The following is a 24,915-nucleotide window of genomic DNA, read 5'->3' on the forward strand; positions in this document are numbered from 1 at the left end:
AGCCGCATGAAGATACAGGGCAAGTCGTGCGTTGTCACTGGCGGCGCGAGTGGCATCGGCAGGGCGCTTTGCCGCCGGTTCGCGGCCGATGGCGCCAGAGGGGTCGTGGTCGCCGACCGCGACGGCGAGGGCGCCGCGGCGGTGGCGAGCGAGATCGGCGAGGGCGCGATCGCCGTGACCGTCGACGTGGCCGTGGAAGAGCAGGTTCAGGACATGGTCGCCCGCGCGGAGACGGCCTTCGGCGACATCGACCTGATCTTCTCCAATGCCGGCATCGGCACCGGCGGCGGGGTCGACGTGAGCGACGATGGCTGGCAGAGCATCTGGGAGATCAACGTGATGTCCCACATCTACGCCGCCCGCGCCGTCTTGCCGAAGATGATCGAGCGGGGCGAGGGATACATCGCCAGCACCTCTTCGGCCGCGGGTTTGCTGTCGCAGATCGGCTCGGCGCCCTACGCGGTGACCAAGCACGCTGCAGTGGCGCTCGCGGAGTGGATCGCGATCACGCACGGCAACGACGGCATCAAGGTGTCCGTGCTCTGCCCGCAGGCGGTGCGCACGGCGATGACCGCCGGGGGACCCGGTGTCGCCGGCGTCGACGGCATGATGGAGGCCGACGAGGTGGCCGAAATCGCCGTCCGCGCGATCGAACAGGAGCGCTTCCTGATCCTGCCGCACCCGCAGGTCCTGGAGTACATGCGCCGCAAGACCTCGGACTACGACCGCTGGTTGCACGGCATGAGGAGGCTGCGGGAGCGCTTCCTGGCCGGGGCCTGACGTTCACCGGCGATTGCCGGGCCCGGCAGCTACGGCTCTTCCGGACCGCCGAGAGTCTTCGCACCCAGATGTGCGCTGGGCAGGAACAGGAGGATCCCGACAACCCAGAACCAGAGCGGGGACGGGATCGTCGCCATGTTGTAGACGCCGGCGATCAGAAAGAAGGCGCCGACGATCAGGGCCAGTCGACGCTTCGCCCTTCGTGTGACGCGCGCGGCCGTGCCGCCGCCGGCGAACGCGCCCGCGGCCCAGGCGATGAGGACGAACGCCATGTTGACAGCCGGGATGTCCCCCGGTTCGATCGACGCCCGGTCGGTCGGCACTCCCTCGGGCAGGGGAAGCAGCGTGATGGCCGCGACCTGAACGAAGCTGATCACGATGCCGCCGACGACCAGGCCGGCGGGAATGGCGAGAACGGTTCGCAGCATGAACTCTCCTTCGTCCGGTTGCGGCGGCTTACAGCGAACAGCCGCAATGACGCCGGCCGCTTGCCGACTATACGGGGTCGCATGCCGGCGTCGCTGCGCCGCCGGTTCGTGGTAGAAACACCGACTTCCAACGAGGAGACGTGAAGAATGAAGCTCGCCGTCGAGTTCCCGAGTGTGGTCTACCGGGAGGGACCGGAGGCCGTCGCCCGCCTGGCCGGAGCAGTGGACGAGATCGGTTTCGATCAACTGGACATCTTCGACCACGTCGTCATGGGCTACGACACCGATGGCCGGGAAAAGAACCGCTACCCGGCCAAGATGCCGATCATGGAGGCCTTCGCCACCCTTGGATACATGGCGGCGTGCACGTCGCGGATCGGGCTTGGCACCGAGGTTCTGGTCCTGCCGCAGCGCGATCCGGTCCTGACCGCGAAGCAGGCATCGACCCTGGACACGCTCTCGGGCGGCCGACTGCGTCTGGGTCTCGGGGTCGGTTGGCAGGAATCGGAGTACGACGCTCTGGGGCACGACTTCCACAACCGCGGGCGGCGCATGGACGAGGCGATCGAAGTGCTTCGAGCTTGCTGGAGCCAGGACCCGATCGACTTCGAGGGCGAGTTCTACCGCCTGGAGGCGATGGCCATGGAGCCGAAGCCGCCGAGCGGCGCGGATCTGCCGATCTGGATCGGCGGCCACAGCGAAGCGGCTTTGCGCCGCGCAGGGCGCTTCGGCGACGGCTGGATGGGCGTTGCCTCGGAGGAGTTGTTCGAGAGCGGAGATCAGGCGATCGCCTCAGTGAGAAGCCACGCGGAGAACGCCGGTCGCGATCCGGAAACTCTGGAGTTTCAGGCTCAGGTGTCGCCGCCGCCCCGACCGGGGAACGAGAGCGACCGCACGTTCTACGTGGACCCGGAGCGCGTCGCCGCGGCCGCCGCCAGGCTGGGCGAGTTGGGGTTCGACGGCGTGGCGCTCAATCTGACCGGTCTCTTCCTGGCCGGCGCCCGCAGCGTCGACGCGATGATCGACGGCGTGGCCGCGCTGCACGACAAGCTGCGGGCCGAGCTCGGGTAGCGGTCTCAGTCGGAAGCCGCCGCCTCTGCATCGGTTCGGCTGCGCCGCCACTGCCGGTAGGCGCCGATCATGAGCCAGGCGCCGGCCGCGAGCAGGCCGAGCGGCCAGAACTCCCACACGCGGTCGATGTCGTAGCCGAGCGTGTAGTCGAGCAGAGCGAGGAATCCGATGACGAACAGGCCCGCGCCGGCCAGCAGGCCGAGCTGGCCGGAGGCGGGCGGTTGCGGCGCGTCGTGCAGGCCGAGGTCCGGGCCGTGGCCGCGTTCGATCAGGGTGGCCTGGCGGTAGGAGTCGATGATGTTGAAGAGCCACACGAAGGCCACGACCATGCCCATCAGGCCTTCCTCCGTGGCGAGGAAGATGGAGCCGACCGCCAGCAGGAACAGCACGATGCCGCGCTGATACAGACCGTTGTAGATGTGGCCCAGACCTGGGAAGAGGGCGAGGATCACGCTCACGGCGTGGCGTGCGGTGAGCCCTCCCTGGCCTGCAGCCTGAGGAGGCGGTGGCGTCGGCGGTGGTGCCTGTTCGTGTTCGGCGTTCATGCGGAACTCCTCTCCTGGTATGTGGGTGGTCCGTCTCGAGTCGTCGTTGGGTCATCGGCCCCGGAGTCGCCGGGTGTCAACAGGGCAGCCAGATCGCGGACGGCCTCGGACGATGAGTCGACGGCGGCTCGGAACCAGCCCCGGACGCGGTCGGTGGGCAGCCCCAGCGTTTGGTCGAAGAGCCCGGCCGGAGGCCGTAGCTCCTGGACGGCTTCGAGACGTCGGGTGACCTCCGCGTGCATCGAAGAGCCGGCTTCGGCAACGGGCTCAAGCAGGTGCTCGCCGGCCGCGGCGCCGAGGTTCGTGGCGGCCTCGCGGCCGGCGGCCACGGGGTCGCCGAGAAGGAGGGTCAGGGCGACCGCAAGCACGTAGCTGGCGGCGAGCGCCGTGGCGGTTCGGGGCGTGGCGCCGAAGCCCGCGGGCCGGTGAGCTCGGTGGCTTGCCGGGATCGCCCGCAGTCGTCGCATGAGCGCCGGAGGCGGTTCGAGTTCGGAACCGACCAGCGGTTCGAGTTCTTCGACGCGCGCCTCGCCATCGGGCTCGTAGGGTGCGCCGACGGCGATCTCGAGCAGCCCGGCGCGAAGCTCGGCGGAAACGGGCAAGTCGGCCCGAAGTTCTTCGATGCCCGGCATCCGTTCACGGTGGATCCCCTCCGGACCAGTTGCCCGGCGCTGACGCTCGTGACTCACCTGTAGGCCCCGCTGCGGGTCGGTGTGGGATCGCCGAGAGCCTGCCGCCTGCGGTCGATCCGACGGATCAGTTCCAGGCGAGCGCGCCGGAGCCGGGATTTCATCGTTCCCTCCGGCAGTTCGAGGAAGACGCAGATCTCGGCGTAGCTCAAGCCCTGCAGGTCCCGCAGCATGAGAATCTCGGCGAACGCCTCCGGCATCTCCTCGAGTGTCTGGTAGACCATTCGCAGTCGTTCTCGGCGCTCGGCGGTAGCGGCCGGGTCCATGCCGCCAGCCTGGTACTTCAGCAGTTCCTCCGAGACGACCACGGTCCGCCGTTCGGTGCGGGTGCGGCGGTAGTGGTCCACGCACAGATTGCGGGACAGCCGCAGCGTCCAGCCGGCGAGCGGCACGTCCCCCCGGTAGCGGCCGAGGTTGCGATAGAGCTTCAGGAAGATCTCCTGGGTCAGGTCCTCGGCCTCGGCGGTGTTGCCGGCGAACTGAAAGGCGATGTTGTAGATGCGGCGGCCGTAACGGTCGATCAGCTCGGACCAGGCATCGGCCTGGCCGGCGGCCGCGCGGCGGGCCAGGAACAGGTCCGGGTTCGGCCCGGAGGATGGGTGCGGAGTCGTCATCGCGCGTCTGAACAGGAAGACGTAGCGCGGTGTGAACAAGTTTCCTCGGGTGCCGCGCCCTGGCGGATACTGCATAATCCCGATCCGCCGGGCGCTGCGCGCTCGGGAGGATTGCCATGCCCGAACGACGACGCATTCTGGTGACGAACGCCCTGCCCTACGCCAACGGCCCGATTCACCTGGGTCACATGGTGGAGGCGGTGCAGACGGACATCTGGTGCCGGCTGCAGCGGATGCGGGGCTGCGAGTGCTACAACGTCTGCGCCGAGGATGCGCACGGAACGCCGATCATGCTGCGCGCCGAGCGCGAGGGAATCACGCCCGAGGAACTGATCGGCCGGCTGGGGGAAGAGCACCTGGAGGACTATCGGGCGTTCTCGATCCACTTCGACGACTACTACACGACGCACTCGCCCGAGAATCGGGAACTGGTCGAGGAGATCTACGGGCGGTTGCGTGAGCGCGGCTCGATCGACCGGCGAATGGTGCGCCAGTTCTATGACCCGGAGCGGGGGATGTTCCTGCCCGATCGTTTCATCAAGGGCACGTGCCCCCGTTGCGGCGCGAAGGACCAGAACGGCGACAGTTGCGACGAGTGCGGCTCGACCTACGCGCCGTCGGACCTGATCGATCCGCGCTCGATCGTCACCGGCGCACTGCCGGTCGAGAAGGAGTCCGAGCATCTGTTCCTCCGCCTCTCCGACTACGAGGAACTGCTGGAAGACTGGGTTGGCGATGGCCGCCTGCAGAGCGAGGTCGTCAACAAGCTGCAGGAGTGGTTCGACGACGGACTCCGCGACTGGGACATCTCCCGGGACGCGCCCTACTTCGGCTTCGAGATCCCGGACGCTCCGAACAAGTACTTCTACGTCTGGGTCGACGCGCCGATCGGCTACATGGCCGCCTTCCGCCGATTCTGCGACCAGACCGGTGTGGGATTCGAGGACTTCTGGGGGCCCGACAGCGATGCCGAGCTGTACCACTTCATCGGCAAGGACATCCTCTACTTCCACTGCCTGTTCTGGCCGGCGATGCTGCACGGCGGCGGCTATCGAACGCCGTCGTCGGTGTTCGTCCACGGCTTTCTGACCGTCGACGGCGCCAAGATGTCGAAGTCGCGCGGCACCTTCGTCATGGCGCGCACCTACCTGGACCACCTGGACCCGGAGGCCTTCCGCTACTACATCGCGGCCAAGTTGAGCAACGGGCTCGCCGACATCGACCTCAACCTCGAGGACTTCGTCCAGCGCGTCAACTCGGATCTCGTGGGCAAGGTGGTCAACATCGCCAGTCGCTGCGCCGGGTTCCTGCACCGGCAGTCGAACGGCCGGCTGGCGGCGTCGCTGGACGCGCCCGAATTCGCGGCGGCGGCCGCCTCGCAGGCGGAGGAGATCGCCGGACTCTACGAGGACCGCGACTACAACCGGGCCCTGCGGCGGGTCATCGCGCTGGCGGACCGGGCGAACCGCTACATCGACGACCGGCGGCCCTGGGAGCTGGCGCGCGATCCCGGTCGGGCCGCCGAGGTCCAGGCGGTTTGCACGACGGGCATCGAGCTGTTCCGGCAGTTGATCGTCTATCTCAAGCCGGTCGTGCCAACGATCGCGGCCAGGGCGGAGGCCTTTCTGGGCATCGATCCCCTGGTCTGGGACGACGTCCACACGCCCCTGGTGAACCACGAGATCCTGCCCTTCAAGCCCCTGGTTACCCGGGTCCAGCCGGATCAGGTAGCCGCGATGATCGCCGCCTCGGGCGAGGACGACACCGGGTGAGGCGTTGACGACCGCTGCTCCCGCGGTCGCTGCAGACCGTCTGACCAAGGTCTACCGGATCTACGATACGCCGTGGGGCCGGTTGCAGGAGGCGGTGCTGAGACGTTCGGCTCACCGGCCCTTCCGGGCGCTCAGCGACGTCAGCTTCCAGTTGCCCGCAGGCGAAGGGCTCGGCGTGGTGGGGGAGAATGGAGCCGGCAAGAGCACGTTGCTCAAGATCGTCGCCGGCGTGACGCAGCCGACGTCCGGTGAACTGGCGATTCGCGGTCGGGTCGCCTCGATCCTGGAACTCGGCGCGGGGTTTCATCACGAGTTCACCGGCCGCCAGAACATCCGGCTGAGCGCGGCGATCGTCGGTCTCGACGAGCGGGAGCTCCGGGAGCGAACCCGCGACATCATCGACTTCAGCGAACTCGGCCCCGCGATCGATCAGCCGGTGCGTTCCTACTCGACGGGTATGACGATGCGGCTCGGCTTCTCGATCGCGGTTCAGGTCGAACCCGACATCCTGGTCGTCGACGAGGCGCTGTCGGTCGGTGACGGCTACTTCCAGAAGAAATGCATGGATCGCCTGCAGCAGTACATGGCGGACGGCGGCACGCTGCTGTTCTGCTCTCACGCGATGTACTACGTCACCGCGTTCTGCCAGCAGGCGCTGTGGCTGCGCGGCGGGGAGGTGGCGGCGGCGGGGCGGGCGCTCGGCGTGGTCGGCGAGTACGAGCGGTTCCTGATGGCGAAGACCGGCGAGAGCGCGGAAACGGAAGAGCAGTCGAACGACGATCCGGCAGCGACGCCGGCGCGGATCGTTGCGATCAGGCCGGAGGGCGGAAAGGCGCACAAGCGCGGATCGGACTCCTGGGCCCTCGAAATCGAATGGGAGAGCCGGGACGACGATCTCGGATTTCATCTGGCGGTGGGCCTCGACACCGCGGACGGCGTGCAGGTGTGCGCGTTCACCACCCAGCGCGCGGGCCTCGCGGCGGTGACCGGCGCCGGCCATCACCGCGCCGTGGTCCGCGTCCCGCGGTTGCCGATGACGAAGGGCGACTACTCGGCCTGCGTCTTTCTGCTCGACGAAGAGTCCCTGCACGTCTACGACCGCAAGGTGCAGGCGAACGTGCTGGAGATCGAGGCGCGGCGCTTCGAACCGAGTCTGTTCGAGGTTGCCCACGAATGGGAGATCGACGGATGAAGCTGCTGGTGACGCGACCGATTCCCGAGCCGGCCATCGCCAGGCTGGTCACCGAGCCCGGCGTGGAGACGACGGTGCTCGAGGAGGACATAGCCCTGGACCGCGCGGTGCTGCTCGACGAGGCGGCGGGCGCCGAGGTGATCCTGGCGCTGCTCACGGAGCGGATGGACGCGGAGCTTTTCGACCGGGCGGCGAACCTGCGCATGGTGGCGAACATGGCGGTCGGTTTCGACAACGTCGACACCTCTGCTGCCGCGGCGCGCGGGATCTGGGTCACGAACACGCCGGGTGTGCTCGATGGCGCCACCGCGGATCTGGCGATGGCGCTGCTGCTGGCGGCCGCGCGCCGGCTCCCCGAGGCCGAGCGCTTTCTGCGCGCCGGCCGCTACCGGCGCTGGGGACCGATGCTCCTGACCGGTCAGGAGGTTCACGGCCGCACTCTCGGCATTCTCGGCATGGGCCGAATCGGCGAGGCGGTCGCGCGCCGCGCCCGGCTGGGGTTCGACATGGAGATCCTCTACTGGGACGAACGGGCCCGCCCGGACCTGGAGGAGGAACTCGGCGTCCGCCGGACCGATCTCGACGCGCTGCTGGGCGCCGCGGACTTCGTCTCCATCCACCTGCCGCTGACCGAGGACACGGCCGGGCTGATCGACGCCGCACGCCTGGCCCGGATGAAGCCGAGCGCGGTGCTCGTCAACACCGCCCGAGGTCCGATCGTCGACGAAGCGGCGCTGGCGGCAGCGCTCCGCTCAGGCGCGATCTGGGCCGCCGGCCTCGACGTGTTCGAGCGGGAACCCGAGGTCCACCCGGACCTGCTCGAACTCGACAACGCCGTGCTGCTGCCCCACATCGCGAGCGCTTCGATCCCGACCCGGCTGGCCATGGCCCAGCTCGCCGTGGACAATGTCCTGGCGCTTCACCGCGGCGAGGAGCCGCCGACGCCGGTCGTCCGCGGCACCCGGTGATGCGTCGCCGGTGGGGAGGCCGAGCCGCTAGTTCCTGAGACGGAAAGAGCGGGCGACACGGAAGCCGATGTCGTCGGCGAAGTCGGCTGACTCGCGCTTCTGCAGGTCGCAGTGGAGTTCAGAGGCTTTGAGCCGGAAGGAGCCGCCGCAGAGCGTTCTGCGGTCCTCGTCCCCTTCGTCGGCGGCGACCCACTCCCACAGGCTGCCCAACATGCCGTGGAGTCCGAAGTCGTTCGCCTCCCGCCGCTCCGGGTGCTGCACGCGACCGCCGGAGTTGCCGGCGTGCCAGCAGCGGCGCTCGATCAGCTCCGGCGTGGCGCTCCAGGGCGGAGCATCGTCCGGCGCGCTGCTTCCCAGGCAGGCGTAGAGCCACTCGGTCCTGGTCGGCAGCCGCATCGGCTTGCGGGAGACCTCGGCGTACCAGCGGCAGTAGGCATCGGCCTGCCGCCAGCTCACTCCCGTGGCGAGATCCCGGTCGCCCGGTGACCAGCCGGACCGCTCGTAGTCCGGATCGAAGGCCTCGAACTGTTCGTTCGTGATCGGCCACTTGCTGAGGTAGAAGGGCTCGACGCGCAGCGTGCGCCCCTTGAGCAGCAACTCGCCACCGGGGATCAACCAGAGGATCGTGCGCGGAACGTGGGCGTAGGAACTCGGCAGCGGTCGGCGCGCGCTGCTGGCCACTCGGCGACTCGAAGTCAGGACGGTCGGCCGAACACTTTCGGCGTCGGCATCCGGGCACGAATCGCTTCGAGTTCCTCGACCGTCACCGTGCCGATGCCGTTCTTGCGACAGTGCGATTCCACGGATCGGACGACCATGCCTCGGACGAAGGCGGGCACGCGCTTCATCCGCGCCTCGGCCTCGGGTTCCCAGGCAATGCTGGGCGAGGTGTCCTCGCCGTAACGGGAGAGCGACGCGAGCCCGGTGCGGTCTCCAAGGGCCGCGAGCTGCTCCTGCGAGAAGAACCCGGGATCGTGGGTGCAGAGCGGATCCTCCGCCATCAGGTCTCCGGTCATGCCATAGGCGCGGGCGCGGCAGCCGCCGCAGACCGATTGCAGTTCGCAGGAACCGCAGCGGCCGCCGAGCTCCTTGCGGCGCCGGATGTCCTGGAACAACTCGGAGTCGTTCCAGACCGCCGACAGCGTGGATCGTTTCAGGTTGCCGCCGAACACGGGCAGGTACGGGCAGGGCGTGACGTCACCGTTCGGGCGAATCCCCATGTAGTGCGTACCCGCGGGGCAACCGCCGGCGCCCCCGTCGAAAGCCTTGAGAAAGGGCGAGTCGGGATCGCCGGCCAGCAGTTGACGGACGTAGTGGGGCGCGCACTTCGCGTTGACCACCATGCGGCCGCGGTAGTCGCGCTGAATCTGCTCCAGGGAGGCGAGGACGCCGTCGTAGTCCGCTGGCGAGAGGTCGGACACGAACTGACCGCGGCCCGTCGGGACCAGGAAGTACAGGTTCCAGACCCGGGCCTGGAGCTCGGTGTAGGCGAAGTCGGCGATCTCCATCAGCTCACCCCGGTTGTGCGCGCCGGCGGTGGTCTGGATGATGAATGGAAGACCGGCGGCGGCCAGGTGCTTCGCGCCGTCGACCGTGTTCTGCCAGGCGCCCCGGACCCGGCGGAAGCCGTCGTGAACCTGCGGGTCCAGTGCGTCGAGGGAAAGGGCAAGACCGCGCACGCCCTCGCCGGCCAGGATCCGCGCCAGGTTCTCCGTGATGCGGACGCCGTTGCTGCCGACGACGACCCACAGCTCGCGCTTGGCGGCGTATCGAACGATGTCGAGGATGTCGCGCCGCAGCAGCGGCTCGCCGCCGGTGAGGATGACGAGGGCCTCCGGGGCGAACTCGCAGATGTCGTCGATCACCTTGCGGCACTGGTCGGTGGAGAGTTCCGACCGATCGGCGAAGTTGGGGGTTTCGACCAGAGGCTTGCCGCCGGCGTCGAGGTAGCAGTGCTCGCAGGCCAGGTTGCAGCGGTAGGTGAGGTTCCAGGAGATGACGTAGGGACGGGCGAACGCCGCCGGCACGGCATCCAGCGGCCGCTCAAGGGGTGAGAGGGTCATGGGAAGGGACTCGTGCGCGATGTTTCGCCGGAAGGCTCAGGCAATGCCGAAGAAGGTGCGGGCCCGTTCCAGCACCGCCGCATCGACCTCTTCGTAGCCGTGGTCGAGCGCGAACTTCTCGATCCCGGCGACCGCGGAGGTGCGGACGATGTCGGGGATGTTCGCCATCCGCTCGCGCGCCTCGGCGGTCCAGGGGATGCTCGCCGATTCGCCGTTGCCGGCGACGCCGTGGCCACCGCCGACCTGCCCGGTGCCGCCGGCCGGCACCCCCAGGTCGGTCAGCATGCCGGTGAAGGGACACTTCGAGGTCGCGGTCCCCACCTCGGCGCCGGCTTCGGGGCCGATCCGGACGCCAAGCGATCCGACGACCTGGGTCTCGTGGGGGTTCATCATCATCGCCATCTCCGAAGAGCAGCTGGGGCAGGCATAGACCACGGCCACGGACCCGCCGTTCGGGCCCAGGGCGTGCTTCAGCTTCATCTGCTCGTCGCAGGGTACGCAGAGGAACTTCATCCGTGGTCTCCGTCTCCGGGTGGAAAGTCAGGTCGTCCTGGCGAAGCTGCGCAGGACCTGTACCGCGGCCTCGTCGATGGCGCGGAGGACCGGTCCCCGGGGCGGGTCCGGTTCACCGGCGTCGGACGCCGATGCCAGCCGCGGGTCGAACGGTACCTTAGCCAGGCGTGGGAATCCAAGTTCGGGCGCCTCGGCGGCGACCTCGCCAAACAGGGGCCGGACCCCGTCACACGCCCCACAGTAGTAGCCGCTCATGTTCTCGATGTAGCCGATGACTTCGTTCGGCGTCCCTTTGAGCGCCGCGGCCGATCGGGCGACCACGCCGCGCGCCAGTGCCGAAGGAATCGTGACCAATACGAAGCGGGCGGCCGGCCCCAGTACTTCGGCGTACTGCAGCGTGCGCTCGGCGCCGGGCGGCAGATCGACCAGCAGGAAGTCGAGACGGCCCCAGTCCACCAGGCCCAGCAACTGCTGGAACAGGTTGAATTCCCGGGTTGCCCGCCAGACATGGCTGTCGCCCTCCGCAACGCTCTCGAACTCGAGGTGCTTCGCTTCGGGCACCATGGAGCCCACCGACACGACGCCCAGACCGTGAAGCGTGCGCGGCAGGGCCATGCCTCGATCACCCGGCAGCAACGGCACGTTCTCGAGCCCGGCCAGCCGGGCCTGGCAGGGACCGTTCAGATCCGCGTCGAGGATGGCGCATCGGCGACCCGCGCGCTTAAGCGCCAGGGCGAGTTGCATGGTCAAGGTGCTCTTGCCGACGCCTCCCTTGCCCGAACCGATGGCGACGACGTGATCGATGCCGGCCGTGGCGTGGGCGATGCGCTCCCGCTGCCGCAGGACCTGTCCGAGCACATCGGAGCCGCCATCGCCCTCCACGTCGAAGTAGGTCTTCATGGACGGCGGAGGCGTTCGAGAAGCCCGGTTCGTTTGGCCAGGGAGCGAGCCGCGGCGCGGAGGCGTCCGCCGACACCGAGTTCCGGGTAGGCGGCGCGCTGGAAGATGAGGCCGTCGTTCACGATCCAGGGACGACTGCGACCGAATGCGTGACGATGCCTCTTCATGTACACCAGTTCGAAACCGTTCCTTGCGAGCAGGCCGACCAGTTCCAGCGGCCGGATGCCGAACTGCCAGTACCAGTGGTTGTCGCGTTCCAGCCGCCCGTCCGTGTCGCGCTCGTTGTGCCTTTTGAACCAGGACTCGAGCCTGGCGCGGGTGTTCCAGTCGTCTTCCCAGACGTAGACATTCCGGTAGTACCAGTCCAGACCGCGGTCGACGAAGCGGATGGTCCGCGGGGTCTTCAACCAGTTCTGATTGAAGATGATCAGGGCGTTCGTGTGCGGAAGCCAGTTGAGCAGGAACTCGTCCCAGTCCGGTTTGACCTGGTGCAGCAGGATGTCGTACATGATGAGGGCGTCGACCTTGCCGACCGCATCGAGCGCCTGGTCCGAGCCGAGCAGGGCCTGGACGAGTTCGACTTCAGGAACCTCCTTCGCGCGCTCCAGGGTCAGAGGCGTCAGGTGCCCGTCGACGATGACCGCCCTCGTCAGCTCGCTTCCGCACAGTTCGGCAGCGTGAAACGTGTACGCCCCGTCGACGCCCCAGCATGCTCCAAGGTCGGCGAACGACCGGAACTCGGTCAGTTCATACGCCGTCTCGAGCAGGTCGAGCTTCTCCGCCTTGGGCTGGACCTCGGACCGCGCTCCGATCGCCGTTTCTCCAGCGCGGGGATGGACGGACATCGCTGGCAGCGTAGCAGTCACGACCGCGCCGCGTCGCTTTCGTAACGGAGGGTTGTTCCCGCCGCCTGGAAGCCGACCTGTTCGAGTCGTTCCGCAAACGGTTCACGTCGGTGCACGCGGGGCAGATAGAGCGGTCGTCCGGAGTCTCCGGCGGCGAACGCGAGGAGCGGACCGAGGAGTGCCGGAACGGGTCTCAGGCCGCCGATCGCGAGGATCTCGCAGGGTGCCGGGCCGGAACGGACACCGGGCGGGATGGACGGCCGCGCAGTGAAGGGAAGGGAGTCGTCGGCGTCGCGGGAGTCCCGGTAGAGGAGATAGGCCTCGAACCCGCGGTCCGTCGCGATGCCGATGCCCCGGGCGCTCTGGCGCAGGTTCCGGATCGTCCGCGGTGAGCGCTGCCAGCACCGATTGAGTTCCGAGGCGTCGGCGAACTCCGCGCTGGCGAGGATCTCCGTGGGCGAGACGGTTCCGACCAGGTCGAGCACGGGCGCGGCGGCCGCGCTCTCACCTGCGTGGAAGTAGTCGGTCAGAGGCTCCGCCCTGGCGAAGCCGCAAGCGCCGAGGAAGCCCTGCGCGGCCACGGCCTCCGCCGGAACCTCGGCCAGCAAGCGGGTCGGCTCGAGGATCGCCATCTTCTGGCTGAGCGAAGTCATCATGTGGCGGGCATGGCCCTGCCGGCGGTGGTCCGGGTGGACCGCCGCGTGGAGTATCAGGTTGGCCGTGGGCTCCCTTTTCGCCGCGATCAGGACGCCGATCGGATCGGCCCCCGCAAGGGCGACCATGCAACTGCTGGTCCAGAGGTCCATCTCCCGGGAGAGGCGCTTCATGTGATCGATCGTGAGCTGCCACGGGAGCGCGCCGGGCCCCACGTTGCAGCGGTCGTACGCCTCGACGATCAGGGGCACGTCGTCCGAGCGGCAGAAACGGTAGGCGGACATGGCTGGGGTTCGGCTATGGGTTGGCGGCCGTCTTCAGGCCGGCCGGTGCCGACGCCTCCGTGGGTTCCTGGGCGGGCGTGCGCAGCAGAAAGAGGACCAGCATGGCGGAGAGGTACATGCAGACGAACACTGCGAAGGCGAGGTCGTAGGTCCCCGATCGGTCGAAGACGTACCCGGCGAAGGGTACGCCGAGGATCTGGATCGGCAGCAGGATCGGGCTCATCAGACCCATCACGCGGCCGAAGGAACGGCGGCCGAAGCAGGCGCCGATCAGGGTGCCCCAGAGGGGCATCATGCCCCCCATGCCGAGACCGAACACGGCGGCGGCCGACAGCAGTGCCGGGTAGCTCTCGGCCTGAAGAAGGCCGGCGGAACCCGTTGCCTGGAGGCCGATCGCCAACCAGAGGGCGCCGCGCCCGCTGAGACGGTCGCCGATCCAGCCGAAGACGACCTTGCCGAGAACGCCCATCGCCGCGATGGTCGACAGCCCGTAGGAGGCCGGAAGGGGCTGGAAGCCGAGATCCCGGGCGTACGCGATGATGTGGGTCAGGATCGCCGAGTTGGCGCTGAAGTTCATCGACACGACGAGCGCGATGACCCAGAAGTTCCGGCTCCTGAGCGGCTCGGTCCAGTGCGGGTGGCGGGGAGGTGAGGACGCGATCGGTGCCGGCGCCCACCCGGCAACAGGGGACGTCACGTCGCCGTCCGGGTGGAGGCCGACGTCTTCCGGCCGGTCGACGACCCAGCGGCGAACGGCCGGGACGACGAAGAGGAGAGTCAGCGCGCCGTAGATCACGAAGGTGCCTCGCCAGCCGACCAGGGAGATCAGCCGGGTGGCGACGGGCGCCATGACGACTCCGGAGAGTGAGATGCCCATCGTGGCGATGCCGAGAGCCATTGCGCGCTTGCGGACATACCAGTTCGCCACCAGGGTCGAGGCGGTGACGCCGCCGATCAGAGCCGCCCCCAGCGACAGGAGGGTGCCGAGGACCAGGTAGAACTGAATCAGGTTCCGCACCGCGGCGGTCAGGAGGAGACCGAACGCGAGCAGCCAGGCGCCCCAGAGCATGATCCGCTTCGCGTGGCCCCGGTCGAGAGCGCTGCCCAGGAAGGGTGCGACGAGCCCGTTCGTGATCCCGAACAGGGCAAGGCCGACACCGATTCCGGTACGGCCGCCTCCGAACTCCTCGGTCAGCGCGACGAAGAAGGCCCCGAACGAGTAGAAGCCGAAGCCGACCGAGACGAAGAGCGCCAGAAAGCAAACGAGGACGATCTTCCAGCCGTGGAAGCTCGGGCTGCCCGGTTGCGTCGGCATGAGTTCAGGGCCTGACGGGACGAAGCGAGCCGATCCTCCGGTCCCGGCGACTCAACCGAGCAGGTCGTCCAGCTTGAAGACCGCCGTCGCGTTCTCGCGCAGGAACTTCGGCCAGACGTGTTCCCTTAGCGGCAGGTCGTCCAACTCCGTGAAGATGCGCTCGTAGGAGAGGCCGGGGAAGTAGCCCGCGTACATGAACTTGTCCGGTCCCCGCTTGTTCGCGAACTCAATCACGCTCTTGGGGTAGTGCTTGGGCGCCCAGGCCGAGGGAGAGTAGTAGAGGTTCGGCCACTTGAGCATCAGCTTGACGCAAAGGTCGGTCCAGGGATCACCGCCGTGGCGCATGACGACGCGGAGCTCCGGGAAGAACCAGGCGACTTCGTCCAGCAGACCCGGATACTGGCACTTGTAGGGGACGCGCGGCCCCGGCACGCCGACCAGCATGTTGATCGGGATGTCCAGCTCGATGCACTTGGCGTAGATCGGGTAGAAGCGCTTGTCGTCGATCGGCACCTGGGGATAGGCCAGGCACGGCGCGGCGGAAGCGGCCCGGATGGCAGGGTGGAGGTTGACGGTCGCTTCGAGCGCGCGGACGCCGTCCATGCCGGCGTTCGGATCAACGCCGACGGCGCCGAAGAAGCGCCCGGGGAACTCCTCGAACACCGCAAGCGCCGGTTCCGGGTTCTGGGCGCTGACGCCGATCTGGGCGATCCGGACGCCGAACGCGTCCATCATCGCGACGACGTCGGCCGCGGTCCAGGCCCTGTCCATGCGCCGTCCGGCATCCTTGAACAGGTACTGGGCCGGATGGTGTGAGAAGTCCTCCGTTCCGCGGTCGCGGCTGAGCCGGCGCACGGCCTCCATGCCCATGCCGGCGCCGCCGGCCGGGATGTCGAGAAACAGGTCGACGACGCCGATGTCCCTTGGTCTGCCCATGTTCACTCCTGGTTCGGTTCCGGGTTGGCGCCTGTGCTTCCCGCCGCGAGGACGACGACCTCGATGGCGGCCTCGCGCATCGTGACCGCGAGCGTGCGTCCGTCGGGGCTCACGCTCGGCTGGAGTGCTCCGATCGCGCCGGTCGTGACCTGTTCCGTGGCGCCGGTGGCGATAGCCACCCGCCACACCTGGAAGGGCCCGAAGCGGTCGTTGCGCGAGTAGAAGAGCGACGCGCCGTCGGCGCTCCACTCGGGCGCGCTGTAGGGCTCGCCGTTGGCGAAGGAGAGAACGGCCGTGGGGGTCCCACCCGCGGCCGGCACCGTGTAGACGGTGACGCGTCCGTCCTCGAACGAGCGTCCGTAGAAGGCCAGCCGCTCGCCGTCCGGCGAGAAGCGGGCGCCCATGGCATAGCCATCGAACCCGTCGAGCGGGACGCGGAAAGGGTCGGCGGCGGCGAGCCCCGTGGCGGGATCGACTGCGACCGTGTACACGGACCCCGGGTTTCCTTCTGACGGCGGGCCGTGGCTGCTGAAGGCGAGCGCCCGCCCGTCCGGGCGCCAGTCCGGCTCGCCGGTGTCCGCGCCCGGTCCGAACCGCGTGAGTCGTGTGGGTCGCTCGCTCCCGTCAACCGGGACGAGCCATATGTCGTCGCTCTGCTCCAGGTGTCCGTGGAAGGCGAGCCACCGGCCGTCGGGCGACCACGCGGCGCCGTAGTCCTCGTGTTCTTCCGAGAGGAGCGTCCGAACCGTGCCGGTCGGGGTGCCCTCCGCGTCGAGGTCGAGGACCCCCAGGTCGAAGTCGATGGGCATGCGGAGGCGTCGCCAGGAGAACGTGGTGAAACCGAGCGCCCCTCCGTCGGGACGCCAGGAAGGCAGGAAGGAGCTCGTGCCGCCTGCCGTCGTTACGTCGGCAGGTTCCCCTCCGGTCACCGGAACGAGGCCCACCGCGGTGCGCGTGTGGTACACGCTGAGAGCGACGCGACCATCGGCCAACGGCGTGACCGCGAGCACGTCGCGGCCGTCGTGCGTCAGTCTTTCGGCCGGGCCGCCGTCGAGCGGCACGCGCCAGCCGACCAGGAGCGAGTCGTCGGGCCCCGCCGCCGCGAGATAGAGCGCGTCTCCGGTGGGGGACCAGTCCACGCGGCTGTCCCATCCGAACCGGAAGTCGGTGGCGAGCGTGCGCGTCTCGCCTGTCGCGATCTCCGTCACGGCCAGGTCCGCGCGGTATCCGGCCGCGACCTGAAGGTGCGCGACCGAGCGTCCATCGGGAGATCGAACGGACGCGGCCCACCCCTCGGCGCTCTCGACGAGCACGGTCGCGTCGTCGAGTCCCGGGGCATACGCGACCCACGCGGTATCGGGGCCCGCGTGCCGAAGCGCGGTCACGGTCCCGTCGGGCAGCAAACGCGGATGGTCGACGCGGGCGTCCCCGGGATCCACGATGCGCGATTCCTGGCCGGTGTTCGGGTCCAGGGTCCAGACCCCGTGACTCTCGGGTCGGCGGTCGACGTACACGACGCGCGAACCCTCGGGCGACCAGGTCACACGGAACCGTTCCGCCGGCGTCGTCGTCAACACGCGGCCGACCCCGGTGGCGACGTCGTAGACCGTCAGCGATCTGGCGCCCGCGGCAAAGTCGGCGAACACGACCCGGTCTCCGGCAGGCGACGGGATGCCCGGGTAGGCGTCGTAGAGATCCGTGTGGACGTGTCGCGCGAGCACGACGTCCGCGACTTCTTCAACGTTGCTTCCGCACGCCGTCGCCGCGAGGAGCGCTACTGCAACCAGGCCGCGGGCCACGGCCCACCGACGCCATGACCGCCGCGGAGCCTGCACTCAGGCTTCCGGTTCGCCGGCCTTGCGCTTCTCGTCGAGGGCCGACATCAGTCCGACCTCGTTCAGGTAGGTGCCGGCCTTCGCGTCCTTCGCCGCCTCGACCTGCGCTTCGCTTGCGCCGGCTTCGGCGAGAGCGGAGAAGGGGCACCTGCCGGCCGCGGTTGCGGCTTGCGCTTCGGCCTCGGCGACGTCCTGGCCAGGCGACTCGTCCTTCTTGTCGAGCTCGTAGGCAGCGATCATCTGCTCCATCAGTTTGCGGCCGAGCTCGATGCCCTCTTCGACCGTCTTGATCCCGATCCGGGAAACGTGCTTCTCACGGGCCACCAGTTCGACGCGCTCCTGGGTGCGGTCCCGCATGAAGCCGGCCGGAACCCGGAGGATGCGCTCGACGGCTTCGGCCGTCCACTCGTGGTTCGAGAGCAGCGGGACGCGGTCCTCGTCGCGGGCGATCAGCTTCCGCTCGTCCGCCGGCGCTTCGGCGCCGCCGTTGCCGTCCGCCTCGGTCGCCCTCTCGCGGGCCTCGATCGTCACCGGCTCGCCGGTCTCCTCCTCGATCATCACGCGCGCGAACTCGAAGGTGACGGTGGGCAGCTTGCTCATCCGCGCCTTCTTCTCGATCCGCGCCTTGGCGCGGCGGCGGCGGTAGGCGTCTTCGATCGTCTTGAGCGCCAGGCGGGCGTCGGCGGTCCACTTCAGTTTCCGGCCGTCGTAGGTGGTCTCGACCTCGAGACCGCCCTCCATCTCGGCGATGCGGTCGAGCATCTCCTCGGTGATCTGCTCGAAGGAGTCACTGCCGCAGACGCCGCAGCGCACCGGATCCGGCTCGGCCGAGGTGACGCCGCACTTCCTGCAGATGAACGTGGGCCGGCTGCGGGCGAGCTGCAGGGCGACCTGCTCGGCCAGGGCTTCCGTCTCGCGGGCGGTGTACTTCGGCATGTAGCGGTCCATCGCCTCGTCGAGCACGTCGCTCGAGATCACGCTGTGGCCCTGCTCGACCGCCAGGCGGTAGAGGGCCGTGCGGGCGATGCCGCGCACCTGCTCCGGAACGCGCTTGAACCGCTCCTCGGCCTCGGGGGTCCAGCGGATGCTCTCCTCGGCCTTGACGTCGAGTTCCGGATACTCGAGGCGGGTGGTGAGCAGCAGGTCGCACGGGCAGGTTCGGAGGAGGTTCTCGGCGTTGCTGCCGAGGCCGGACTCGCCCTCGTCGCTGTGGACGCCGATGCGACCGATGACGAGCATCCAGGGATCGCTCTTCCGGGCGTGGTCGAGGACCTTCTGGAACGCCTTGCCGTCGAGAAGCGTCTTCGTCAGCTCGACGTCGACTTCCCTCGCCATCGTCTCGGCGACATCCAGGTGGGACTGGTAGATCTGCGCCAGGCCGGTGTCGATGATCTCCTCGTGGAGCTGGTTCTGCTCCTCGAAGCGGAAGATCTTCGCCGCGCGCTCGGTCAGCACGTTGACGACGCCCTTGAACACCGAGTAGTGCAGGTAGGGGTCGTAGACCGAGATCGCCTCGACCTTCTTGCCGAAGGTCTTCGCCAGGTCGATCGCGGTCATCAGCGCTCCGAAGGACTGGGGCGAGCCGTCGACGCCGACCAGGATCGTGTCGCGGCCGTCGGCCTCGGCCTCCGCCTGATGGCCGTGCCCGTTGCCGTTGCCGTTCGCGGCTCCGGCCTTCGCCGGCAGGCGCTTGATGACCAGCACGTCCCGGTCGGCGGTGCGGGCGACGCGCTCACAGACGGAGCCGATCTGGGTGTCCCGAACGCGACCGATGCCCATCACGCCGAGCACCGTCAGGTCGTAGCCCGACTCGCGGATGTCGCGGACGATCTCGACGTGGTGCTTGCCGTCCATCATCTTCGGCTCGAACTTGAGGCCGGCGTCGTCGCAGACCGCCTTCATCGGCTCGAGATAGCTCTCGGAGATGAGCTCCAGACCCATTGTGATCAGCGAGTCGTGGATCTTCCGCTGGCGGTCGAGCTCGGTCTCCTCGAGGTACTCGTCCGGCAGGGTGTACTCCATCTGCTTGAACCGGTAGTCGTGCATGCTGGCCGCGTAGACGTGGCAGCCGACCATCGTGGAGTCGAACTTCCGGCCCAGCTCGACCGCGGACGCGATCGCCTGGTTCGAGTAGTCCGAGTTGTCGACGGGGACGTAGATCGTCTTGTACATGGTGGTGTCTCTTGTGTTGACGGAGTGTCGGGTCAGAGATTCTGTCGGTGTCGAGAAGGCTCGGGTCAGACGGCGGGCGCCTCGGTGCCGGTCAGCCCGCCAGCGGTTTCCTCGCTAGCCGTGCCCTGGTTCGCCCGCCGCCGGACCAGGAACACGATGAGCAGTTCGATCGCGAGCACGATGAGCGCCGCGCGCAGCATCGGAATGGTGGCGGTCTGCTGCACGCTCGGCTCGGTGTAGACGTAGAACCAGGACGACAGGGCCCGCTTGTTTCCGCGTTCGCGGTTGAAGCCGTCCCAGACGCTGAAGGCGATCGGGGTGTACTGCTGCTCGGCGAAGCTGACGCCGGCGCGGGAGGCGCGGCGGCGCTTGTAGGTCACCGTCCACTCGCCCTGGTCGTAGGAAGTGACCGCCTCGACGATGTCGGCCTCGGTCGGCTCGATCGCCTCGCTGCCGCGGCCCCGGAAGGTGTCCGCGACGCCGTAGGTCAGGTTGACGAACCAAAGGTCGACGGGGTTCTGGGCGTCGCCGAAGAGGAAGTAGGGCTTGAGCTGGGGAGTGTCTTCCGGAGCGAGGGCTGCCGGGAACTGCAGAGCCACGGCGTCCGAGAACTCGGCGCCGTCACTTGCGGCCTCGCCGGCGCCGAAGAAGTCGTCACCCGTGCCGAAGAAGTCGTCGGCGCTGTCGTCCACCGTCTCGACGCCGAAGAAGCTGGCCTCGTCCTGGGGTTCCACTTCCTCGACGCCGAAGAAGCCGGCATCGTCCGCGGGCGCCTCCTCGACGCCGAAGAAGCCGCCGTCGTCGCCTTCGTCTCCCGTAGCCACGATGTCGTTGTCCTCGTCCCACATCGGCACTTCCAGGCTCGGGTTGTTCCTGCCCGTGTTGTCGGCGCGCAGGTCGTTCCAGCGCACGCGGAAGGCGATCTCGCCCCGGTTGTAGACGGCCTGAGCCTCGATGGACGTCGCGGAGGGATAGAAGTTCCGTCCCGGTTCCGTGATCTGGCCGATCAGGGGAAACCGGGTCGTCGGCGCGGTCTCGAACAGGGTGTCGAGCGCTTCGGCGTCCTGGAGATCGATCGCTTCCTCGCTCCAGGCGGCGGTGATCAGGGTGCCGTAGTTCGGATCGTCGCCGTCGCCCAGGGAGTAGACGTAGTTCACCAGGTGCTGGCGATCCTCGACTTCGAGCGAGTCCGCGTAGGAGGGCATCGGCGTGCCGTTGAGCCCGGTGGAGAAGGTGCGGTAGATGTCCTCCTTGGTCGGTCCGCCGCGGTAGGTCCAGCGCTGGGTCAGGTCGGCGGCCCGAATGTGGTCGCCCGCGTCGTCGACCAGGGTCGGAGCCGACGGACCGTCGCCGCGTCCGACTTCGCCGTGGCAGGCGGCGCAGCCCTGCTCTTCGTAGACGACCCGTCCACGGGCGATCGACTCCTCCGTCGACTCGAGCGGCCGGGGGATGTCGATCGGCTCGCCGTAGCGGTCCGGATTCTCGAAGTCGGGCGAGAAGGACTTGATGTAGTAGATGACGTTCTGAATCTCGGTGCTGGTCAGGTTCGGCCAGCCCGGCATCGAGGTGTAGGGGGCTCCGATCTCGATGATCCGGCGCAGGTCGTCGTCCGAGGGCAGCATGCCGTTCGGCGTCGTGCGGAACTTGTACTTGCCGGTCGTGAAGTCGCGTGGCTTCGGTTGGACCCGCGGCGTGGCGTAACCGTTGCCGTCGCCGGTGTCGCCGTGGCACTGTCCGCAGTACTTGTCGTAGACCACCTTGCCGGCGGCGCGCTGCTCTTCCGTGCCGAGGTCGACCTGGGCGGCGGCGGGCGCGACCAGGAGCGCGGCGAAGGTAGCGGCGATGGCCTTCCTGATGTACGCCGTCATCAGTGCTGCCCCAGGGCGCGCGGCTGGTAGCCGTTGAAGTCGTAGATGAACAGGTTGACGTCCCACATCTCCTCTGTGGTCAGGAACTTCTCCCATGCCGGCATCGCGCTGTCCCAGGGAGTGCCGCCGGCCGGGAGACCGGGTGCGCCCTTCGCGATCCGCCAGTGGACGTAGGAGGACTGCAGGATCGGTAGGGTGCCGACGTCGTTGAAGTTGCTGGGCACCGGGTTCAGGCCGTGGGCGAACATGCCGTCGCCGCCCATGCCGTCGCCGTGGCACCAGAAGCAGTTCTCGTAGTAGATGCGGCGGCCGTTCTCGAGGTGCTGCTCGTACGCCTCGGGATCGTCCTCGTGGTAGTGAAGGTAGGGGTTGTCGGCCGTCGCCATGTCGAGCGTCTCGTCATGGACCGTGAGTTCCGTCGGCGGCGGCGGGTGGATCTCCCGGCCGAAGCCGGGTGCCTCGAGCGGCGCGGTCAGGTCGGCGTAGACGTTGTAGGCGGCGAGCGCCGGCAAGGCGATGAGGAGTCCGGCCAGGGCGAGGCGGTACCGCGGCTCCACGATCAGGCGCACGATCGGTTGAACCGTCTCCGCCAACCGCTCGCGGCTGGAGGAGGCGTAGCAGACGAGGGCGAGGCCGGTGATCCCGAGGTAGATCGTGGCTACAGACTCAGGGATCGGCACGACGAAGCCGTAGTTGAAGAACGCCCACAGCCCGATCAGGCTGAACAGGAGCCAGGTCAAGGTGTTCGCCCGCCGCCAGACCAGCACGCCGGCGACGGCGACGAGGGGAAGGACGACGACGAGGTTGAGTCCGTACATGGATCAGTTCCGGGAGAGTGCGGGGGCAGGTTGTCCGCTGCCGCGGGTGCGGCTACTCGTTAGAACAGCGGTTGGCTGGCGGGTGTTCCTCATTGCTTCAGGAAGTTCCGAAGACGGGCGCTAGTAACCTAGCTCCGTTTCGAGGGTGACGGTCGGCGTACTGCCGAGACTCTGCAGCCAAGCGACCACGGCCCTGATCTCGTCGTCCGAGAGACTGATCGGCGGCTCGTTCATCGGCTGCATGCCGTCCTCGTAACCGGGAACGACATATGCCGAAGGCTCGTAAAGGGACTGGGCCAGATACTCGATGTCCGACAGTCCTTCGATTGTTGTCGCGGCACGCTCCCCGATGCCTCCGAGATCCGGATACCGGCTCGGCCCGCTGGAACCGATGTTGTGGCAGGCGGCCAGGCACTGCCCCTTGCCTTCGGCCAGCTCCCTGCCGATCTCCACCAGGTCCTCGGTCGTCATGTCATCGCTGATCAGTACGGGAGGCGGCGGGTGCTCCTCCTTCTGGGGCACGATCTGACCGAGATACATGTAGAAGGCCGTGGTGCCGAGCACCAGCAAGACCATCTTGACCGGCATCGGGACGGACAGCTTCATGCCGCGTGTCCCTCCCCGAGCCGGTCGGCCTGACCAGCCGATTTCGGTTCCCAGGCCTTCTTGCCGCCCAGGCTGCTGAGCCAGAAGACGACGCCGATCAAGCCGAAGAAGATGAGCACGGTGACCGAGACGATCTGGGTGGCGAAGCCGAGCGTCGGCGTGTAGGCGTCGGGGGAGGTGTCGAGCACCACGCCGTAGACGTGCCACTCCTGCCGCAGTCCGGAGCGGACGTAGCCCATCAAGCCCATCAGCCAGGTGAAGCTGAGCGCGATGAAGATCAGCGCGTACTGCGAGACCGCGGGCATCCTGCCCCACTGCGTTTCGCCTGTTTGTCGGGCGTTCCGATACAGAGGCAGGTCGATCACGGTGATCGCGACCATCGCCGCCAGCACCGAGTAGACCTGCGGTATGGCGAACCGGATCCGCGTCGCCGCGTCGACGCTCTGGTGGTAGCCGAAGACACCGAAGAAGATGACCAGAGCCGCGGCGGCCGCGAAGATGATCACCTGCGTTCGGGCGAGAAGCTGCCTCTGCGGGTGGATCGATGTCTTGCCGGTCCGCCGGTAGAGCAGGAAGCTCATGTAGGTGGAGAGGATCAGGATGTTGACCGCCGTGTTCTTGGCCGACATCTGCCCCAGGTAGGAGAGTTGCGGATGGCTGCTGCCGCCCATCGCGGCGATCTCGGACACGGACGCGATCGCGTAGCGGGGGGTCGCCCAGACCGCGAAGCAGAGCGCGATCGCGATGAGCAGCCACTTGATGAACCGATGGAAGTGGGCGGTGCCTTCGATCCGGCCCATGCCGAGCCACAGGTAGTAGTTCGCCCCAAGGAACAGGTTGCCGATCAGCGCGGCCTGGAGCACGAACAGCCAGGAGAAGGTGCCGCCCATCATCTGGACGCCCAGGGTCTGGCTGAAGGCGTAGATCTCGGCGGCGAGGTAGTAGCCGGCGAATGGCAGCGGCAGGAAGGCGATGATGGCGACGAAGTTGCCGACGTAGCCCATCCAGTCGAAGTGGGCCTTGTCCTCGTCGTTCCTGGCCTGGAGATAGCGGAAGGCCGCGTAGGCGGCGGCGATCGAACCGCCGAAGGCGACGTTGGCGATGATCCGGTGGATGTTGATCGGCATCCAGGTGAAGTTGAAGAACGCGTCCCGGAGACTCAGCAGGGCGCCGCTCTCCGAAACGGCCGAGACGAAGTCCGGGATCCCGTCGCCGTCGACGTCCTCCCGCTTGCCGGGCGACATCATGAAGGTGAGCCAGGCGTTGGCGATGAACATGATCGCCGTGCCGACCACGTTCAGCATGAAGCCGAGGAAGAGGTGCATCTTCGGCCCGAACTTGCCCCAGCCGTAGTAGTAGCTGTAGAGGAAGAGCGCTTCCAGGAAGAACAGCAGGACGTACGGCAGGAACGTCGGCGAGAAGATGTGCATCAGGTAGTTCGTGAACTTCGGGTAGAGGATGATCAACGCGAAGGTCAGGAACGCCCCGAAGGTGGCGGTCATCGAGAACGAAACGGAGAGCAGCTTGGTGAACTCGTAGGCCAGCCGGTCGTAGCGCTTTTCGCCGGTGACGTAGCCGATGAACTCGATGATGAAGGCGAAGATCGGCACCGCCAGCACGAAGGCCGCGAACAGCAGGTGGAGTTGCGCCAGCACCCAGACCGTCACTCGGCTGCCGACGAAGGGGACCGCGCGGTACTCCGCTTCCACGTACGGCCTGGCCCTCGCCTCCGCCTCGTCGGCGGCCTCCTCGTCGGCGATGCCCTGCAGCCGAGGTGTCTGTTCGGTGATTCCCTGCTCGCGCGCAAACTGCAGCGCGTCGGCCTCCCGTCTCGCGGTCGTTTCGGGATCGTCCGATTCTTCGACTTCCAGCGCCTCGACGATCCCCCTGTTCGCGGCTCCCTCCGTCGCCTGCGTCAGTTGGTCGGGTTGCTCGTACTCGCGCTCCACCAGGAAGCCACCCAGGCGCACCGTGACGATGACCGACACGAAGGCGAGCACGCCGATTCCGAAGAGGATCTTGTTTCTGCTCACTGGCTCTTCACTCC

At 68.0% G+C, this 24,915-nt stretch carries 22 protein-coding genes and 1 pseudogene; 5 read left to right on the top strand and 18 right to left on the bottom strand.

The window, feature by feature from the left end; translation table 11 throughout:
* Window positions 1-6 precede the first annotated feature (6 nt).
* Entirely contained in the window at window positions 7-780 is a 774-nt protein-coding gene (locus OXG83_03750) for an SDR family NAD(P)-dependent oxidoreductase (protein MCY3964132.1), read from the top strand.
* Between the two features lie 29 nt (window positions 781-809).
* Here the strand turns inward: OXG83_03750 and OXG83_03755 are convergent, their stop codons facing one another.
* On the bottom strand, window positions 810-1,208 hold the full coding sequence (locus OXG83_03755; GenBank protein ID MCY3964133.1) for a hypothetical protein: 399 nt from the start codon (window positions 1,206-1,208) through the stop codon (window positions 810-812).
* 147 nt (window positions 1,209-1,355) lie between these two features.
* Here OXG83_03755 and OXG83_03760 point away from each other — a divergent pair, with 147 nt between their 5' ends.
* Entirely contained in the window at window positions 1,356-2,279 is a 924-nt protein-coding gene (locus OXG83_03760; GenBank protein ID MCY3964134.1) for an LLM class F420-dependent oxidoreductase, read from the top strand.
* Window positions 2,280-2,284: 5 nt separating this feature from the next.
* Here the strand turns inward: OXG83_03760 and OXG83_03765 are convergent, their stop codons facing one another.
* Genes OXG83_03765 through OXG83_03775 form a run of 3 tightly spaced genes read right to left on the bottom strand, consistent with a single transcriptional unit; the run spans window position 2,285 to window position 4,127 of the window.
* Window positions 2,285-2,824 (bottom strand): hypothetical protein, encoded by a 540-nt coding sequence (locus OXG83_03765; protein MCY3964135.1) that lies wholly within the window; start codon window positions 2,822-2,824, stop codon window positions 2,285-2,287.
* Window positions 2,821-3,513: a hypothetical protein gene (locus tag OXG83_03770; protein MCY3964136.1), complete on the bottom strand. Its 693-nt coding sequence runs from the start codon at window positions 3,511-3,513 to the stop codon at window positions 2,821-2,823. Before OXG83_03770 ends, OXG83_03765 begins: the two co-directional genes overlap by 4 nt.
* Window positions 3,510-4,127, bottom strand: coding sequence for an RNA polymerase sigma factor (locus tag OXG83_03775; GenBank protein ID MCY3964137.1), 618 nt, complete (start codon window positions 4,125-4,127; stop codon window positions 3,510-3,512). The genes OXG83_03770 and OXG83_03775 overlap by 4 nt, the downstream gene beginning before the upstream one ends.
* Before the next feature lie 116 nt (window positions 4,128-4,243).
* On the opposite strand from OXG83_03775, the pseudogene metG reads away from it, so the two are divergent.
* The 3 genes and pseudogenes from metG (at window position 4,244) to OXG83_03790 (ending at window position 8,059) form a co-directional block, all read left to right on the top strand.
* Window positions 4,244-5,878, top strand: a pseudogene (metG, locus tag OXG83_03780) (methionine--tRNA ligase).
* 25 nt (window positions 5,879-5,903) lie between these two features.
* Window positions 5,904-7,091 carry an ABC transporter ATP-binding protein gene (locus OXG83_03785; protein MCY3964138.1) on the top strand — a complete coding sequence of 396 codons (1,188 nt, stop codon included), beginning with the start codon at window positions 5,904-5,906 and terminating at the stop codon, window positions 7,089-7,091.
* Entirely contained in the window at window positions 7,088-8,059 is a 972-nt protein-coding gene (locus OXG83_03790; GenBank protein ID MCY3964139.1) for a D-glycerate dehydrogenase, read from the top strand. The genes OXG83_03785 and OXG83_03790 overlap by 4 nt, the downstream gene beginning before the upstream one ends.
* Before the next feature lie 27 nt (window positions 8,060-8,086).
* Here the strand turns inward: OXG83_03790 and OXG83_03795 are convergent, their stop codons facing one another.
* From OXG83_03795 to OXG83_03860, 14 genes are all read right to left on the bottom strand, one after another.
* A complete protein-coding gene (locus OXG83_03795) occupies window positions 8,087-8,740 on the bottom strand; it encodes an SUMF1/EgtB/PvdO family nonheme iron enzyme (protein ID MCY3964140.1) in 654 nt (217 codons plus the stop codon).
* A 14-nt stretch (window positions 8,741-8,754) separates the two neighbouring features.
* Window positions 8,755-10,122 (bottom strand): radical SAM protein, encoded by a 1,368-nt coding sequence (locus OXG83_03800; protein ID MCY3964141.1) that lies wholly within the window; start codon window positions 10,120-10,122, stop codon window positions 8,755-8,757.
* Window positions 10,123-10,158: 36 nt separating this feature from the next.
* Entirely contained in the window at window positions 10,159-10,635 is a 477-nt protein-coding gene (locus tag OXG83_03805; protein MCY3964142.1) for a PCP reductase family protein, read from the bottom strand.
* Window positions 10,636-10,662: 27 nt separating this feature from the next.
* A complete protein-coding gene (locus OXG83_03810) occupies window positions 10,663-11,535 on the bottom strand; it encodes a P-loop NTPase (GenBank protein MCY3964143.1) in 873 nt (290 codons plus the stop codon).
* A complete protein-coding gene (locus tag OXG83_03815; GenBank protein MCY3964144.1) occupies window positions 11,532-12,380 on the bottom strand; it encodes a hypothetical protein in 849 nt (282 codons plus the stop codon). The genes OXG83_03810 and OXG83_03815 overlap by 4 nt, the downstream gene beginning before the upstream one ends.
* Window positions 12,381-12,397: 17 nt before the next feature.
* On the bottom strand, window positions 12,398-13,318 hold the full coding sequence (locus tag OXG83_03820; GenBank protein MCY3964145.1) for a GNAT family N-acetyltransferase: 921 nt from the start codon (window positions 13,316-13,318) through the stop codon (window positions 12,398-12,400).
* A gap of 13 nt (window positions 13,319-13,331) precedes the next feature.
* Window positions 13,332-14,633: an MFS transporter gene (locus tag OXG83_03825; GenBank protein ID MCY3964146.1), complete on the bottom strand. Its 1,302-nt coding sequence runs from the start codon at window positions 14,631-14,633 to the stop codon at window positions 13,332-13,334.
* A 51-nt stretch (window positions 14,634-14,684) separates the two neighbouring features.
* Window positions 14,685-15,569 carry an amidohydrolase family protein gene (locus OXG83_03830; protein MCY3964147.1) on the bottom strand — a complete coding sequence of 295 codons (885 nt, stop codon included), beginning with the start codon at window positions 15,567-15,569 and terminating at the stop codon, window positions 14,685-14,687.
* A 2-nt stretch (window positions 15,570-15,571) separates the two neighbouring features.
* Complete coding sequence (locus OXG83_03835; protein ID MCY3964148.1) at window positions 15,572-17,290, bottom strand: hypothetical protein; 1,719 nt, start codon at window positions 17,288-17,290, stop codon at window positions 15,572-15,574.
* Between the two features lie 114 nt (window positions 17,291-17,404).
* Window positions 17,405-19,576, bottom strand: a complete 2,172-nt coding sequence (locus OXG83_03840) for a universal stress protein (protein MCY3964149.1) — start codon at window positions 19,574-19,576, stop codon at window positions 17,405-17,407.
* Between the two features lie 65 nt (window positions 19,577-19,641).
* Window positions 19,642-21,444, bottom strand: coding sequence for a c-type cytochrome (locus OXG83_03845; protein ID MCY3964150.1), 1,803 nt, complete (start codon window positions 21,442-21,444; stop codon window positions 19,642-19,644).
* Complete coding sequence (locus OXG83_03850; protein MCY3964151.1) at window positions 21,444-22,262, bottom strand: c-type cytochrome; 819 nt, start codon at window positions 22,260-22,262, stop codon at window positions 21,444-21,446. Before OXG83_03850 ends, OXG83_03845 begins: the two co-directional genes overlap by 1 nt.
* A gap of 120 nt (window positions 22,263-22,382) precedes the next feature.
* Entirely contained in the window at window positions 22,383-22,868 is a 486-nt protein-coding gene (locus tag OXG83_03855) for a cytochrome c (GenBank protein MCY3964152.1), read from the bottom strand.
* Window positions 22,865-24,901: a cytochrome ubiquinol oxidase subunit I gene (locus OXG83_03860; GenBank protein ID MCY3964153.1), complete on the bottom strand. Its 2,037-nt coding sequence runs from the start codon at window positions 24,899-24,901 to the stop codon at window positions 22,865-22,867. Before OXG83_03860 ends, OXG83_03855 begins: the two co-directional genes overlap by 4 nt.
* Window positions 24,902-24,915 lie beyond the last annotated feature (14 nt).

Source organism: Acidobacteriota bacterium (assembly GCA_026707545.1).
Classification (GTDB): domain Bacteria; phylum Acidobacteriota; class Thermoanaerobaculia; order Multivoradales; family Multivoraceae; genus Multivorans.

Coding starts and splice junctions, on each gene's coding strand:
- OXG83_03750 (MCY3964132.1), top strand. CDS start 7: ATGAAGATACAGGGCAAGTCGTGCGTTGTCACTGGCGGCGCGAGTGGC.
- OXG83_03810 (MCY3964143.1), bottom strand. CDS start 11,535: ATGAAGACCTACTTCGACGTGGAGGGCGATGGCGGCTCCGATGTGCTC.
- OXG83_03800 (MCY3964141.1), bottom strand. CDS start 10,122: ATGACCCTCTCACCCCTTGAGCGGCCGCTGGATGCCGTGCCGGCGGCG.
- OXG83_03765 (MCY3964135.1), bottom strand. CDS start 2,824: ATGAACGCCGAACACGAACAGGCACCACCGCCGACGCCACCGCCTCCT.
- OXG83_03840 (MCY3964149.1), bottom strand. CDS start 19,576: ATGTACAAGACGATCTACGTCCCCGTCGACAACTCGGACTACTCGAAC.
- OXG83_03825 (MCY3964146.1), bottom strand. CDS start 14,633: ATGCCGACGCAACCGGGCAGCCCGAGCTTCCACGGCTGGAAGATCGTC.
- OXG83_03850 (MCY3964151.1), bottom strand. CDS start 22,262: ATGTACGGACTCAACCTCGTCGTCGTCCTTCCCCTCGTCGCCGTCGCC.
- OXG83_03815 (MCY3964144.1), bottom strand. CDS start 12,380: ATGTCCGTCCATCCCCGCGCTGGAGAAACGGCGATCGGAGCGCGGTCC.
- OXG83_03790 (MCY3964139.1), top strand. CDS start 7,088: ATGAAGCTGCTGGTGACGCGACCGATTCCCGAGCCGGCCATCGCCAGG.
- OXG83_03855 (MCY3964152.1), bottom strand. CDS start 22,868: ATGAAGCTGTCCGTCCCGATGCCGGTCAAGATGGTCTTGCTGGTGCTC.
- OXG83_03820 (MCY3964145.1), bottom strand. CDS start 13,318: ATGTCCGCCTACCGTTTCTGCCGCTCGGACGACGTGCCCCTGATCGTC.
- OXG83_03775 (MCY3964137.1), bottom strand. CDS start 4,127: ATGACGACTCCGCACCCATCCTCCGGGCCGAACCCGGACCTGTTCCTG.
- OXG83_03830 (MCY3964147.1), bottom strand. CDS start 15,569: ATGGGCAGACCAAGGGACATCGGCGTCGTCGACCTGTTTCTCGACATC.
- OXG83_03805 (MCY3964142.1), bottom strand. CDS start 10,635: ATGAAGTTCCTCTGCGTACCCTGCGACGAGCAGATGAAGCTGAAGCAC.
- OXG83_03845 (MCY3964150.1), bottom strand. CDS start 21,444: ATGACGGCGTACATCAGGAAGGCCATCGCCGCTACCTTCGCCGCGCTC.
- OXG83_03760 (MCY3964134.1), top strand. CDS start 1,356: ATGAAGCTCGCCGTCGAGTTCCCGAGTGTGGTCTACCGGGAGGGACCG.
- OXG83_03755 (MCY3964133.1), bottom strand. CDS start 1,208: ATGCTGCGAACCGTTCTCGCCATTCCCGCCGGCCTGGTCGTCGGCGGC.